Source organism: Afipia dichlorophenoxyacetatis, assembly GCF_055386385.1.
Genome location: NZ_AP029250.1, coordinates 2018917 through 2032005 on the forward strand (window position 1 = coordinate 2018917; position 13089 = coordinate 2032005).

At 59.6% G+C, this 13089-nt stretch carries 11 protein-coding genes; 7 read left to right on the forward strand and 4 right to left on the reverse strand.

Features of this window, described 5'->3' with window-relative positions; translation table 11 throughout:
- Window positions 1-28: 28 nt before the first annotated feature.
- The gene (locus ACZ5C3_RS09355; RefSeq protein ID WP_464037128.1) at window positions 29-1777 is read right to left on the reverse strand and encodes a cache domain-containing protein; all 1749 of its coding nucleotides are present in this window, start codon (window positions 1775-1777) and stop codon (window positions 29-31) included.
- 63 nt (window positions 1778-1840) lie between these two features.
- Window positions 1841-2812 (reverse strand): ABC transporter substrate-binding protein, encoded by a 972-nt coding sequence (locus ACZ5C3_RS09360; RefSeq protein ID WP_464038300.1) that lies wholly within the window; start codon window positions 2810-2812, stop codon window positions 1841-1843.
- 226 nt (window positions 2813-3038) lie between these two features.
- On the opposite strand from ACZ5C3_RS09360, the gene ACZ5C3_RS09365 reads away from it, so the two are divergent.
- The 4 genes from ACZ5C3_RS09365 to ACZ5C3_RS09380 all read left to right on the forward strand — a co-directional run bounded on the left by ACZ5C3_RS09365 (window position 3039) and on the right by ACZ5C3_RS09380 (window position 7405).
- Window positions 3039-3722: a site-2 protease family protein gene (locus ACZ5C3_RS09365; protein ID WP_464038301.1), complete on the forward strand. Its 684-nt coding sequence runs from the start codon at window positions 3039-3041 to the stop codon at window positions 3720-3722.
- Between the two features lie 539 nt (window positions 3723-4261).
- The gene (locus ACZ5C3_RS09370) at window positions 4262-5794 is read left to right on the forward strand and encodes a sensor histidine kinase (RefSeq protein WP_464044669.1); all 1533 of its coding nucleotides are present in this window, start codon (window positions 4262-4264) and stop codon (window positions 5792-5794) included.
- Window positions 5769-6158, forward strand: coding sequence for a response regulator (locus tag ACZ5C3_RS09375; protein WP_464037131.1), 390 nt, complete (start codon window positions 5769-5771; stop codon window positions 6156-6158). The genes ACZ5C3_RS09370 and ACZ5C3_RS09375 overlap by 26 nt, the downstream gene beginning before the upstream one ends.
- A complete protein-coding gene (locus ACZ5C3_RS09380; protein WP_464037132.1) occupies window positions 6155-7405 on the forward strand; it encodes an adenylate/guanylate cyclase domain-containing protein in 1251 nt (416 codons plus the stop codon). Before ACZ5C3_RS09375 ends, ACZ5C3_RS09380 begins: the two co-directional genes overlap by 4 nt.
- A gap of 2 nt (window positions 7406-7407) precedes the next feature.
- Here ACZ5C3_RS09380 and ACZ5C3_RS09385 read toward each other — a convergent pair whose 3' ends face one another.
- Entirely contained in the window at window positions 7408-9474 is a 2067-nt protein-coding gene (locus ACZ5C3_RS09385; RefSeq protein WP_464038302.1) for an ATP-dependent helicase, read from the reverse strand.
- Between the two features lie 203 nt (window positions 9475-9677).
- On the opposite strand from ACZ5C3_RS09385, the gene ACZ5C3_RS09390 reads away from it, so the two are divergent.
- From ACZ5C3_RS09390 to ACZ5C3_RS09400, 3 genes are all read left to right on the forward strand, one after another.
- On the forward strand, window positions 9678-10052 hold the full coding sequence (locus ACZ5C3_RS09390; RefSeq protein WP_464037134.1) for an ArsR/SmtB family transcription factor: 375 nt from the start codon (window positions 9678-9680) through the stop codon (window positions 10050-10052).
- 8 nt (window positions 10053-10060) lie between these two features.
- Window positions 10061-10540 (forward strand): SRPBCC family protein, encoded by a 480-nt coding sequence (locus ACZ5C3_RS09395; protein ID WP_464044782.1) that lies wholly within the window; start codon window positions 10061-10063, stop codon window positions 10538-10540.
- 144 nt (window positions 10541-10684) lie between these two features.
- On the forward strand, window positions 10685-11521 hold the full coding sequence (locus ACZ5C3_RS09400; RefSeq protein WP_464037137.1) for an SDR family NAD(P)-dependent oxidoreductase: 837 nt from the start codon (window positions 10685-10687) through the stop codon (window positions 11519-11521).
- A 134-nt stretch (window positions 11522-11655) separates the two neighbouring features.
- Here the strand turns inward: ACZ5C3_RS09400 and acmB are convergent, their stop codons facing one another.
- A complete protein-coding gene (gene acmB / locus ACZ5C3_RS09405; RefSeq protein ID WP_464037139.1) occupies window positions 11656-12846 on the reverse strand; it encodes a methyl acetate hydrolase AcmB in 1191 nt (396 codons plus the stop codon).
- Window positions 12847-13089 lie beyond the last annotated feature (243 nt).

Consider the following 13089-nt stretch of genomic DNA (forward strand, 5'->3'; position numbering starts at 1 on the left):
TTTTCGGAAGTGCCGTCATGTCGCGCACCTACGACACCAGGCGGTTCTGGTTGATGCCGGCGGAAAAGACGGCGACAGGCTGGTCGAAGCCTTTAAAGGTTCGCGAGTCCAATTCGACAAGTGGTACGCGTGGGCCAACGGCGGAAGCTGCAACGCGATCGAGAAGAATCTCGGAGTCCGCCGCGCCTGCACACAAGCGCGAGGCAAGATTCACAACGTTGCCGATTGCACTGTAATCGAGGCGGCTTTCAGATCCGATCCGCCCGACGGTGGCGGGGCCCATGGCCAGTCCCACGCCGAAGCCAAGCCCATGGTTCAGCACGCGCCAGCCCATCAGAAGTTTCTGCACGTTCTGTTGCATATCGCACGCCATGTTCACGGCCCGCAATGCCGGATCGGAACAGGCCACCGGCGCGTTGAGCAGCACCATCGCGCCATCGCCCGTGAAATTGACAAGCGTTGCTTCGTGAGCGCTGACGACCTTCTCAAGCGTGTCGTAATATTCGCGCAAAACGCTCATGATGATGTCGGGTTTGGCTTGAGCGGAAAAGGCCGTGAAGCCTCGCAAGTCGCAGAACACGACGACCACGTCCACACGCCGCCCGTCAAGCACGCTGTCGTCCCCCGTGCGATCGATCAACTCCGCCACTTGCGGTGCGAGAAATCGTTTGAGGCGATTGATGCGCTCAGAACGCTCTTGCGAAACTGCCAGTTCGCCCGCCATCTCGTTGAATCGCGTGGCGAGAGCTTCGAATTCATCGTTCGTTTTGATGTTGATCCGATGATCGAAATGTCCCGCGCCAATCCGTGCGACGCCATCTTCCAGCAGGCGTATCGGTTCGATCATGCGCTTGGTCAGCCAGTAAGCGAGCCCCGCGGCAAGGGCGGCACCAGCCACGAGCAAGGCCCCTGTGCGCCACAGGGCCGCGTCGATCGGCGCGAATGCTTCGATGAGCGGCTGCTTGACGATGACGCTCCAGTCGACGCCGGGGACTTGCGTCATCGCCGCCAGCACGCTTTTTCCTCGAATGTCCTGACCCACCGCCGCCTGGCCGGGCCGGGCAAGAATGGCGGATCGCAAACGTTGGAGCGGGCGTTGCACAGCTTCATCCGCGCGCAACACTAAGCTAATGTCTGAATGAGCCACGAGTCGGCCCGGCCGGTCGAGCACGAACGCATCTCCGGTTTTTCCGATCCGGATTCCAGAGATGACATCCCAAATGAACTTGAGGTTGACCTCAGCCACGGCCACGCCGTTCGCCGCACGGTTTCCCGCGACTGCGATCGTCATGTAGGGCTCCGAGCCGCCATGATACGTGACCGGTCCAAACCAGACCCGATCGGCGCGGGCTCGCTGCACAGCGGGGTTTGCGGAGTGATCGTCGCCGCTGTCAATTCTGTTCAAACCGATGCGGGACACGAAGAGGCGTTCCTTGCCACCGGCATCGACCAAGGTGAGGCTCTCGATGGCTGGGACTTGCCGCAGCAGACGCAAGGCGTCGAGCCTGCGCCTGTCGTCGCCGCTATCCGCCGTCCACGGCAACAAGACGGTCCAGCCCAGCTGATCCTGGATCCCTTCGATAAAATCCTGGATCTTGACCGCTGCATAGCGGGATTCCGCATTCAACAGATCGTTCAATTGATTGCGTTGATCGCGATAGCCGAACCAGGCTTCGCTGATCCCTGCAATGAGCAGCGGCACCACTGCCGCGGCAAAAAGTGCGCGGAAGTATTTCCTGAAAAGTGACGTGCGTTGGACGGCGAGCGGATTAGACATCGCGTTAGCTCGCAAGGCAGTTGATCGGCCTCGTGCCGCGAATTTGAAGTTCTTCCTCACTCGTCATTCGATCACCGCGTCGGCGCTACTCAATATCCACGGCGGGACAGCTATGCCGAGCGCGTGCGCGGCTTTCAGATTAACGAAGAGCTCGACTTTGGTGACACGCTGAACCGGCAATTCGGAAGGCTTTTCGCCCTTGAGGATACGGCCAGCGTAAACACCGGCATGCCGGTGTGACTGGGTGAAATCACCACCATAACTCATCAGGCCGCCGGCAATGGGGAAATCGCGGGATTGCGTGATCGCGGCAACCGCGTGGCGAACGGCGAGAGTGGCAAGTTGCGGACTGCGAAAGGCGAAGTAGGGATCTGAGGCGAAGACAAGTCCGCCCGCCTGCATCTCGCGTGCATCGATGAACAAGGCCTCAAACTCCGGTTCATGGCTGGCTTTCAGCACTTTGAGCTCCAGTCCCAGGCTGGTGGCCGCAATTTGAAGATTTTTCAGCTGCGAGTTCCAGGTCGGGCTTGTCGGGTTAAGCGCGAAGGCGAACAGCTTGCTGTCCGGGCGCAGCTCATGCATGAGCTCCAAACGCTTGCGCGAGACCTCGACGCTCAAACTCGACACGCCAGTGAGATTTCCTCCCGGCCGGGACAGGCCGTCCACCACGCCAAGCGCGATGGGATCGCCACCCATTTCAAAGACAACCGGAATTGTCGACGTTGCCGATTTTGCCGCGAGCGCAACTTCAGCTCCGCCCGGTGCGACAATGACGTTCATCGAACGTTTCGCGAGATCTTTCGCGAGTGCGGGCAGGCGGCTGTATTCTCCATCCGCCCATTGAAAGTCGATGGTGACATTGCGCCCCTCAGCGTAGCCGGCTTCTGCAAGACCTTCGCGGAATGCTTTGAGACGACTACTAAAGCGTTCCGGGTTCTCCGGGCCGAGATACCCCACAATGGGTATCGTTTGAGCCGAGGCCGGACCCAGCCACGCCAGGGCACCAGCGATCGCGAGAACATCGCGCCGCCGCAGTTTGTGAGGGATTTCAGCAAAGGCGACAGGGTCGGAACGCACGGTTGTCTCTCCCCAACCAACGTCTCTCAGTCACGCGGAGGAGGATACCCCAGCTGTCTCATTTGCGAAATGGGCTGATCACGCGACTATTCGGCCTGGGGCATGCTAGATTGCCGACCCTATATGCCTCCGCTATTGAGAGCCTGGCCATCAATTGAACCGGCCGTCAGGGAGAAAGTCATTGCTGGCTAACGCGACGCTTTATCAGGTCTCGACCTGGATTCTTCCGCTTCTCATCGCCATCACATTTCACGAAGCCGCCCACGGGTTCGTTGCGCGCGCCTGTGGCGACGATACGGCGTCGAAGCTCGGCCGCGTGACCCTTAATCCGATCAAGCACATCGACCCGTTCGGCACCATCCTGCTGCCGGGGATCCTGTTATTGTCGCATGCGCCTTTCCTGTTTGGCTACGCCAAACCCGTGCCGGTGAATTTTCGTGCCTTGAATCATCCGCGGATGGATATGGTCTGGGTCGCTGCCGCAGGTCCCGCAACGAACATCGTGCTGGCAGCGCTCGCCGCTCTGGCATTTCACTTCATCGGCTTTGCGCCCGCCGGTGCCGCACAATGGATCGCCGACAATCTCAAGAATGCACTGATCATCAACGTCGTTCTTGCCGTGTTCAACATGCTGCCCTTGCCGCCATTGGATGGAGGCCGCATTGCGGTTGGATTGTTACCCAATTTCCTGGCGCTTCCGCTGGCGCGGCTTGAGCCTTACGGAATGCTGGTCCTCATCGGCATTCTGATCATTCTTCCCATGCTGGGGCGACAACTCGGAATTGACCTGGACATTATTTCCGATGTCTTGCGCGTCGCGACGAGCTTCGTGCTGAGGTGGATCTTGGTGATCACCGGTAACGCGTAAGCGCGGCGCATCGCGACAATCACGCGATGATCGCCAGCATCATCATCACAAGAAGGGCTCGGAACAATCCGGGCTTTTTTCTTCAACTGCACGTGGACGTACCCAGAGAGTGCAGAAAAGCAACATGGGCGCAAATAGAAGGATCGGCCTCTGGCGGTCGAAAGCTAAACGCTGCATAACTAATGTGGGGGAAGGACCTTTGACCGGGTTCTTCTAGAGGGCGGGGGGAAAAGTCGTCTCGAGCGATATTCGGGACGACTTTGACCCGAGTTTCGGTTTTGTCCGAATTCCGACCTTGCTGTTGCGCGCTCTCAATCGTCGTGCGCCCGGGTGCGCATTGGTCGTCAGCATCTTTGCGTGTTTCTTGATGTCTGCTTTTGACGTCAGGGGGTGGACTTGCCGAGCAAGGTCATCCAACCGGCAGCCGCCCAAAATATTGATTTCGTTATATTCTATTGTCCGGCAATTTATTTTTGTGCCACCATGGCCGTGTATTTATCGATCCAATGGTTCGCAGATTTTAAGGTCTGATTTCACGAATGACCTCAGTAATTTCTGACTTGGATTCGGCCCACCGGATCAACGCCGATTTGCAGCGCCAGCTCATCGAGCGCACCGCAGAGCGTGATGGGCTTTTGCAGCAGAACGCTCAGCTCCTTAACGAGATGAAGGAGGCGCTGGAACGGCAGACTGCGACAGCGGACATTCTGAAAGTCATCGCGAGTTCGCCGGACGACATGCAGCCCGTGTTTGAGGCGATAGCACAGCGCGGTAATCGCATGGTCGGCGGCATGTCGACCGCAGTCTTCGCCCACATCGACGATATGGTGCATCTCAGGGCGTTCTCGCCCGTCAGTCCGGCTGCTGACGCCGCGCTGAGATCGATGTTCCCGATGAAGCTGGAGCAACTGGCTTTTCGCGACATTCTGAGCCGGGGAAAAATTCACAGCATTCCCGATACCGAGCTCGATCCGATGCTACGGGATCTGGGACGCGCCCGCGGCTTCCGAAGCATCCTGTTTTTGCCACTCATCAGCGATCAGATGCACATTGGCTCCATTACGATCACACGCGCGGAGGCCGGCGTGTTCACGGACCATCATGTGCAGATCATGCACGCTTTCGCAGATCAGGCGGCCATCGCGATCTCAAATGCCCGGCTGCTTCAACAGGTTCAGGAACGCACGCGGCAGCTGTCGGCATCGCTCAATGAACTGCGCGCCGCGCAGGACCGTCTGGTGCAGACGGAGAAGCTTGCTTCGCTTGGCCAGTTGACGGCCGGCGTCGCGCACGAGATCAAGAACCCGCTCAATTTCGTCAACAATTTCTCGTCGCTGTCGCGTGAGCTGATCGACGAGCTCAATGAGACCTTGGAGTCGCTCGGCATTGAAGATAAAGCGCGGCTGCAAATTGCCGAACTGACGGGCATGTTGAAGGGAAATCTCGAAAAGATCGTCCAGCACGGAAAGCGCGCCGATTCCATCGTCAAGAACATGTTGCTTCACTCGCGCTCAGGCCCCGGCGAGCAGCGAACCGTCGACATCAATGCAGTGATCGAGGAAAGCCTGACCCTGGCTTACCATGGTGCGCGGGCCGAGAAACCCGGGTTCAACATTACGCTCCAGCGTGATCTCGATCCGAACGCGGGTCTGATCAATCTGTATCCGCAGGAGATCACGCGGGTGTTTCTCAACCTTATCTCGAATGGCTTCTATGCGGCCGCCCAGAGGAAGGGCATGGAGCTTCCGGCGGACTTCGAGCCGACCATGAGCGTCGCAACAAAAAGCCGGGGCGATAATGTCGAGATCCGTATTCGCGACAACGGCACCGGCATTCCGGATGACGTGAAAGACAAGATATTCGATCCGTTCTTCACCACCAAGCCGGCCGGTGAGGGCACCGGCCTCGGACTATCCATGAGCCACGATATCATCGTGAAGCAGCATGGCGGCAGCATCGGCGTTGCGACGAAGCCCGGCGAGTTCACCGAATTTCTCATTGTGCTGCCAAGAACACGCGTTACGCCAGAACAAGCGGGGGCAAGTCATGAGTGTTCTCATCCTCGTTGTTGATGATGAAGAAGATGTCGAAGATCTCTTTCGGCAGCGTTTCCGTCGCGATCTGCGGGCCGAGCGCTTTCAAATGGAGTTTGCTTGCTCCGCTGCCGATGCCCTTGCGCGGGTTGCGGAAGCTTCTGCACGGTCTTTGATCCTCATCTTGTCTGACATCAATATGCCCGGCATGACGGGCCTCGATATGCTTCCTCAAGTGCGGAAAATGAGGCCGGATGTTCCAGTGATCATGATCACCGCCTATGGGGATGATCGCACGAGACAGCAGGCCATCGAGAGGGGTGCCATGCAGCTCCTCACGAAGCCTGTCGATTTCGACGTTCTTCGCCGCGCGATCGATACCAGAATTGAGCAAGTCGCATGACCTCCACGATTCTGGTTGTGGACGACGAGCCCGACCTTGAGACGCTGGTTCTACAGAAGTTCCGCAAGCAGGTCGGTGAGGGCGGGATCAAGTTTCTTTTTGCCCGCGATGGTGTCGAGGCTCTTCATTCCATCAGCAACAATCCGGATGTCGATATCGTCATGTCCGACATCAATATGCCCCGGATGGATGGACTGGCGCTGCTTCAGAAACTCCAGGAAATGGATGATAAGAAATCGACCATCATCATTTCCGCGTATGGCGATATGGGCAACATCCGCGCCGCAATGAACCGCGGCGCTTTCGATTTTCTCACGAAGCCGATCGATTTTTCAGATCTCGAACATACGATCGGCAAGACGTTGCGCCATGTCGAAGGGATCAGGCAGGCGAGGCGGGAACAAGTTGAGGCAGAGCGGGCCTATGCCGTGCTATCGCGCTTCTTTTCACCGCAGCTCGTCGGCAAACTCGTCGCGAAGGACAAGGGCGCCGAAGTCACGATCCATTGGCGCGATGTCACCGCGATGTTCACGGATATATCCGGGTTCACATCCCTGGTGGACACAACGCCGCCCGAAGTCTTGGGCATTTTGATCAATGAATATGTGAGCGGCATGACCGACGTTGTCTTCGCTCATGAAGGCACTGTCGCCAAGGTGATTGGGGATGCGATCCACGTTCTGTTCAATGCCCCGGGCGACCAGCCTGATCATGGCGCACGCGGGATCGCATGCGCGCACGCGCTCGATGCTTGGGCGCAGAACTTCCGCGAGCGGTGGCGAGCCAAAGGCGTTGTGTTCGGCGCAACGCGGATCGGATTGCATTCGGGGGCGGCACTCGTTGGAAATTTTGGCGGCGAGCGCCTTTTTGACTACGCGGCCTATGGCGACACGATCAATACGGCCGCGCGCCTGGAATCTGCAAACAAATTGCTGGGGACGCGCATCTGCGTGAGCGAAGCCGTCTCTGCCGGTATCCCGGATTTCGTCGGGCGGCCCATCGGCGACCTGGTGTTGCGCGGACGAAGCGAGACGCTGAGGGCCTACGAGCCGTTGACCAGGGACGTCTTCGAGGATCCCTTGACCGCACGCTACTCCGAAGCGTTCGCGAAACTGAGTGCCGGAGATCCTACCGTCATGCCGGCCTTCGCAGCCTTGTTTGGCGAACAGCCGGGCGATGCGCTCGCCGGATTCCATTTGCGCAGGCTTTTGAACGGCGAGGAAGGCACGCGCATCGAGGTCGCCTGATGCTACCGCCACATGCCGCGCATGCGGGCGCCGATGTCGATCTTCGGACCGTTGCTTTGCGCGCGCGCGGTCGCGCTCGATGCGTGCGGCCAGCTCGTGCGCTCGAACATCGGCACCAGCGCTTCCGGAATAAAGCGCGTCCGCGACGCATAGACATGCCGGTCGCCTTGCGAATGCTGACCGTGGGTGAAGAAGCGCTGCGGCACGGTGAGATGGAGATCATCCTTCGCCCGCGTCATGGCCACATAGAGCAGGCGGCGCTCTTCTTCCAGCTCGGCGCTGGTGCCAGCGCCCAAGTCCGACGGCATGCAGCCATCGACGACGTTGAGCACATAGACCGACTTCCATTCCTGGCCTTTGGCGGAATGGATGGTGGAGAGGATCAGGTAATCCTCATCGCGTGTCGGCGCGCCGGCTTGATCGCTGGTGGCGTCGGGCGGATCGAGCGTGAGTTCGGTGAGAAAGCGCTCCCGCGAGGGATAGCCGTTGGCGATCTGCTCGAGCTGAATCAAATCCGCGCGGCGCACTTCGGCGTCTTCATGGATGCGATCAAGATGCGGCTCGTACCACAGCCGCGCGCGTTCGAGATCGACCGGCCATTCCGAATAACGCAGATTGCCGACTGTCTCGACGAACGCCGTCCAGTCCGCGCCCGCACGGGCAGGCTGAGGCAAATCGCACAACGCACCGATGGGGTCCGTCGCCTCCGCCATGCGATCCAGCACGCGCTGCGCCGACGCAGGTCCCACGCCGGGGAGGAGATGCAGCACACGAAAGCCTGCGACACGATCGCGCGGATTCTCCACAAAGCGCAACAGCGCCAGCATGTCCTTGACGTGGGCGGCGTCGAGAAACTTCAGCCCGCCGAATTTCACGAACGGAATGTTGCGGCGGGTGAGTTCGATCTCCAGCGGCCCGCTGTGGGATGACGTTCGAAACAGCACTGCCTGATGCTTCAGGAGATTGCCTTCCTCGCGGCAAGCCAAAACTTGCTCGACGATGTAGCGCGCCTGGTCGGCTTCATCGCGCACGGTGACCAACTGCGGCTTGCGTGTGGATGTCCGCTCGGTCCAGAGATTCTTGGTGAAGCGCTCTTTCGCGAGTCCAATAACGGCATTCGCCGCCGACAAGACAGGCTGCGTCGAACGGTAGTTGCGGTCGAGGGTGATGATGTCGGCGCGCGGCGTGAAATGATCCGGGAAGTCGAGAATGTTGCGTACGGTGGCCGCGCGGAAGGAATAGATCGATTGCGCGTCGTCGCCGACCACGGTGAGACCGCGGCCGCCGGGCTTCAAGGCCAGCAGGATGGACGACTGCAGCCGGTTGGTGTCCTGATATTCGTCCACCATCACATGATCGAAGCGGCCGCCGATGTCCTCCGCAAGCGCCGGATCGGAGACCATCTGGCACCAGTAGAGCAGCAGATCGTCGTAATCGAGCACGTTCTGCTTTTGCTTCGCCTCCACATAGGCGGCGAACAGTTCCTTCAGTTCGTTCGCCCAGCCCGAGCACCACGGAAAGAACTGCCCGAGCACTTGCTCGATCGGAAGCTCGGCGTTGACGCAACGCGAATAGATCGACAGGCATGTACCCTTGGTGGGGAAGCGGCTCTCGGTCTTGGAGAACCCGCGCTCATGCCGGATCAGGTTCATCAGGTCGGCGGAGTCCTCGCGGTCGTGAATCGTGAACGACGGATCCAGCCCGATCTGGTCGGAATAGTCGCGCAGCAGCCGCGCGCCGATGCCGTGAAACGTACCGGCCCAGTTCAGCGCGTCGGTCATCACGTTCGCCTTATCGCCCAGCACCTTGCGCGCGATACGCTCGACCCGCTTGGTCATTTCGCCCGCCGCGCGGCGCGAGAATGTCATCAGCAAGATGCGGCGCGGATCGGCGCCGTTGATAATGAGATGCGCGACGCGATGCGCCAGCGTGTTGGTTTTTCCGGACCCCGCACCGGCGATCACCAGCAACGGTGGTCCGACTGTGCCAGCGGTTCCAACGCCGTGTTCGACCGCGCGCCGCTGCTCCGGATTCAACGTCTCCAGATATGAAACTTCAGCCGCTGCCAACACCGAATCATCCCCTGCCTGAGGGGGAAGAGTCCACGATTTGTTCTGCAAGCGCAACGAAGCGAAGGGTGTGGACCGGCTTCGCGTACGGACCTCAATACTTAGGTATTGACCTAAGTATTATTCGAAGCTACCAACACGCAACGACACGGCGAGGGGACAGCAACTCCCGGCGCCGGTTCATCAAACGCACGGAGCAATTCATGACTCCACAAGCAGGCAGCTCCGCGCCCCAGGGCAAGGTCTCGCCCGCGGTCGTCGATAGCGTCTTTCGCGCGCTGGCCGATGCCACGCGGCGCGATGTGCTGACGAGGCTCAGCGTCCGCCCGGCGTCGGTGAGTGATCTCGCGGCGACGTATGACATGGCGCTGCCGTCCTTCATGGAGCACCTCAAGGTGCTGGAGGGCAGCGGGCTTGTGCGGTCGCATAAAGAGGGACGCGTCCGCACCTACGAATTCGTGCCCAGGCAATTGAGGCTCGCGGAAGACTGGCTCACGCGGCAGCGCATGTTGTGGGAGCAACGCCTCGATCAACTCGACAACTATCTGATGCAAATGAAACAGGAGACAGAGAAGTGACTTCATCCATGATCAAGATCGATCCGAACCTCGACCTCGTGCTCGAACGCGACATCGATGTGCCCGTTGAACTCGTCTGGAAAGCCTGGACGTCGCCGGAACATCTGAGCCAGTGGTTCGCGCCGAAGCCGTGGATCATCACTGCCTGCGATCTCGATCTGCGCCCCGGCGGCACGATCAACTTCACCATGCGCTCCCCTGAGGGGGAGGAATATCCCAATACGCAATGCTATCTTGAAGTCGTCCCGTTCGAACGTATCGTCGTCACCGATACGCTGCTCGGCGGTTATCGTCCGTCGGCCAATCCGTTTTTCACCGCTGTCATCGAAATGACGCGGAACGGCAATGGCACGCGCTACAGGGCCATCGCCATTCACGGCAACGACGAAGCGCGCAAGAAGCATGAAGAGATGGGCTTCCACGGCGGCTGGGGCACCGTGCTGACGCAGATGGTGGACTACATCAAGACGGGCGCGATGCATTCCTGACCATAAGAGCCGGTGGTGATTGATGAGCCCACGCCTGGTCAGGGCGTGGGCTTTTCGGTTGCTGGTCGTCCCCCAAGACATAGCCGCCGGTAGACGCTGGCTCACGATTGTGGTGAGTAGTTATCCTGGCATTGGGGGAGTGCAATGCAGGACCTTGTTGGAAAGACCGCCTTTGTCACAGGCGGCGCGAGCGGCATCGGCTTCGCCCTCGGTCAAGCTTTTGTGGAAGCGGGCATGAATGTGATGCTTGCGGATATCGAGCGGGGCGCTTTGACGGCGGCGGTCGAACGGCTTCGCGATTTCGGTTCGAGAGTGCACGGAGTGGTCTGCGACGTCACCGATCCGGCCAGTGTGGAGCGAGCCGCTGACACAACATGCGAAACATTCGGAAATGTCCACGTCCTCTGCAACAATGCGGGCGTGGCCGGGGGCAGCGGGATCGATGACATCTCGCTTGAGACCTGGCGGTGGGTGATCGATGTCAATTTGATGGGCGTGGTTCACGGCGTCCATAGTTTCCTGCCGCGGATACGTGCCCATGGAGAAGGGGGCCACATCGTCAACACCGCCTCAATGGCGGGCTTGGAAAGCGGACTGGGATTTAGTCCGTACGCGACGAGCAAATTTGCAGTCGTTGCAATGTCGGAAGGGCTGGCGTTGCAGCTTCAATCGCTTGGCATTGGCGTGACCGTGCTGTGTCCCGGATTTGTGCGTACGCAGATCAGTGGAAGCGCACGAAACAGACCCGAACGGTACGGGCCGGCTCCTATGCTGGATCCAACCAGTGCTGGAGGAAAACTCGCCGCCGAGAGCGCGCGGCTTCAACAGGCCGGCATTGATCCATCTGATGTCGCTAAGCGGACGCTAAAAGCAATCCATGACAACGCGCTCTACGTCTTCACGCATCCTGAGATGCATGATGACGTCAAGAAGCGGTTCGCCGCTATTGAAGCCGCGATGGATGAGGCGGCAGCTCGTTAGCCGACCGCGCGGCAGCTGTCGGGCAATGCGCGCGATGATGCGTTGGCCAAATTTACGCACCACCTGCTCAAGACGAGCGGGACGGTCTCCGCCGATGAGTCTGAGTTCGCGTCACCCTCGACTTGCTGCCGGCATCAGGCCGCCGCGCGCACCTCATGAGCTGCATAGGCGGCCGTCTCGAAATCCATATAGCCGCCGAACGAAATCGGATCGGCGAACGGCAGGATCTGCGTCGCCCAATATCCGCCGAACCCGTTCTTTCGATCGATCCAGTAGAACAGGTTGGGCAGCCCGGCCCAGCCCAGCGCTCCTGCCGGCCGGCCGGTCGGCGCATCTTCGTCGTTCACCATGAAGGTGTAGGACCAGGATTTCCTGAGACCGGGGAAGAACTCGGCATCGTTCGATATGCTTGCGATGACGCCGGGCAGCACCGTAACCGTCTGATGCGCTTTCAGGCCGTTGCGGACAGCCATCTCGACCGTCTCTGCGTTGAGCACGCGGCCGTTCGGACCCGCTCCGTCGTTCAGCCACATCCGGATAAACTTCATGTACTCGCCGATCGAGGCGTGGAGTCCGTGGCCGCCCATATCGACTTCCGGCTCAGCCGGCAATTGCATGTCGGGAAGGGGAGTCAGTGATCCGTCGGCCTCGCGTTGGTGCATGGTGGCGAGGCGCTCGCGCATTGAGGGGCTGAGCGAAAAGGCCATGTCCTCAATGCCGAGCGGTGCAAAGACCCGCTCAGCGAGAACTTCGCCGAGTCGCTTGCCGCGGATGCCCTCGACAACCTGCCCGCACCAATCGATGTTGCTGCCGTATTCCCATTTGTCGCCGGGATCGAACAGCAGCGGCGTCATGATTGATGCCCTCGAGCAGGTAATCACGCTGGGTTGGCCGCGCTCCTGCGCCAGGCGGAAGTAAGTGGTATTGAAGAAGTCGTAGCCAAAGCCAGCGGTGTGCAGCATCAGCATGCGGGTGGTGATGTCGCGCTTCGGCGCCCGCAGCCTTGGTGTCCCGTCGGCGTCAAACCCGTCGAGCACTTCGAGCTTACCGATGTCGGGGGCGTAGTTTTTGGCCGGAGCATCAAGGTCGAGCTTGCCTTCCTCGACGCATTGGAGGACTGCCGTTCCGGTGATTGCTTTGGTGGTCGAGTAGATGGCGAAGACAGTGTCGGTCGTCATCGGCTGACTGCCGCCAAGGCTGCGCTTGCCGGCGGCGCCTTCGTAGATGTTGCCCGAGCGATCGGTGATCATCGCCACTACGCCGGGAACACCAGTCGCAGTCCCCTGCAAAATCGCGTCACATGTGCTTCTCAGGTTGTTACCCATTGACGTTTCTCCCGTTTAGGTTGGCGAAGTTTGATCCTCCTTCCTCTCGCCATGCCGCTTGCGGTCCAAGCGGAACGGATGCAACCGATTCAACGTGGTGAAGTGGGTTGCTCCAACGCCGGTTTCGCAAACGAAAGTTCCACCGCGGCTCGAGCAGCAATGGCGATTGGCGTTTTGATCATGAGACGGCTCCAAGTCTTTATCGATGAGTCTTTATCGAATTTCGACCGAGCGTCGTGGAGC

Bases quoted from the DNA above. Each gene is read 5' to 3' on its own strand.
- ACZ5C3_RS09355 (WP_464037128.1), bottom strand. From the start codon at position 1,777: ATGTCTAATCCGCTCGCCGTCCAACGCACGTCACTTTTCAGGAAATAC.
- ACZ5C3_RS09370 (WP_464044669.1), top strand. From the start codon at position 4,262: ATGACCTCAGTAATTTCTGACTTGGATTCGGCCCACCGGATCAACGCC.
- ACZ5C3_RS09375 (WP_464037131.1), top strand. From the start codon at position 5,769: ATGAGTGTTCTCATCCTCGTTGTTGATGATGAAGAAGATGTCGAAGAT.
- ACZ5C3_RS09380 (WP_464037132.1), top strand. From the start codon at position 6,155: ATGACCTCCACGATTCTGGTTGTGGACGACGAGCCCGACCTTGAGACG.
- ACZ5C3_RS09390 (WP_464037134.1), top strand. From the start codon at position 9,678: ATGACTCCACAAGCAGGCAGCTCCGCGCCCCAGGGCAAGGTCTCGCCC.
- ACZ5C3_RS09395 (WP_464044782.1), top strand. From the start codon at position 10,061: ATGATCAAGATCGATCCGAACCTCGACCTCGTGCTCGAACGCGACATC.
- ACZ5C3_RS09400 (WP_464037137.1), top strand. From the start codon at position 10,685: ATGCAGGACCTTGTTGGAAAGACCGCCTTTGTCACAGGCGGCGCGAGC.
- acmB (WP_464037139.1), bottom strand. From the start codon at position 12,846: ATGGGTAACAACCTGAGAAGCACATGTGACGCGATTTTGCAGGGGACT.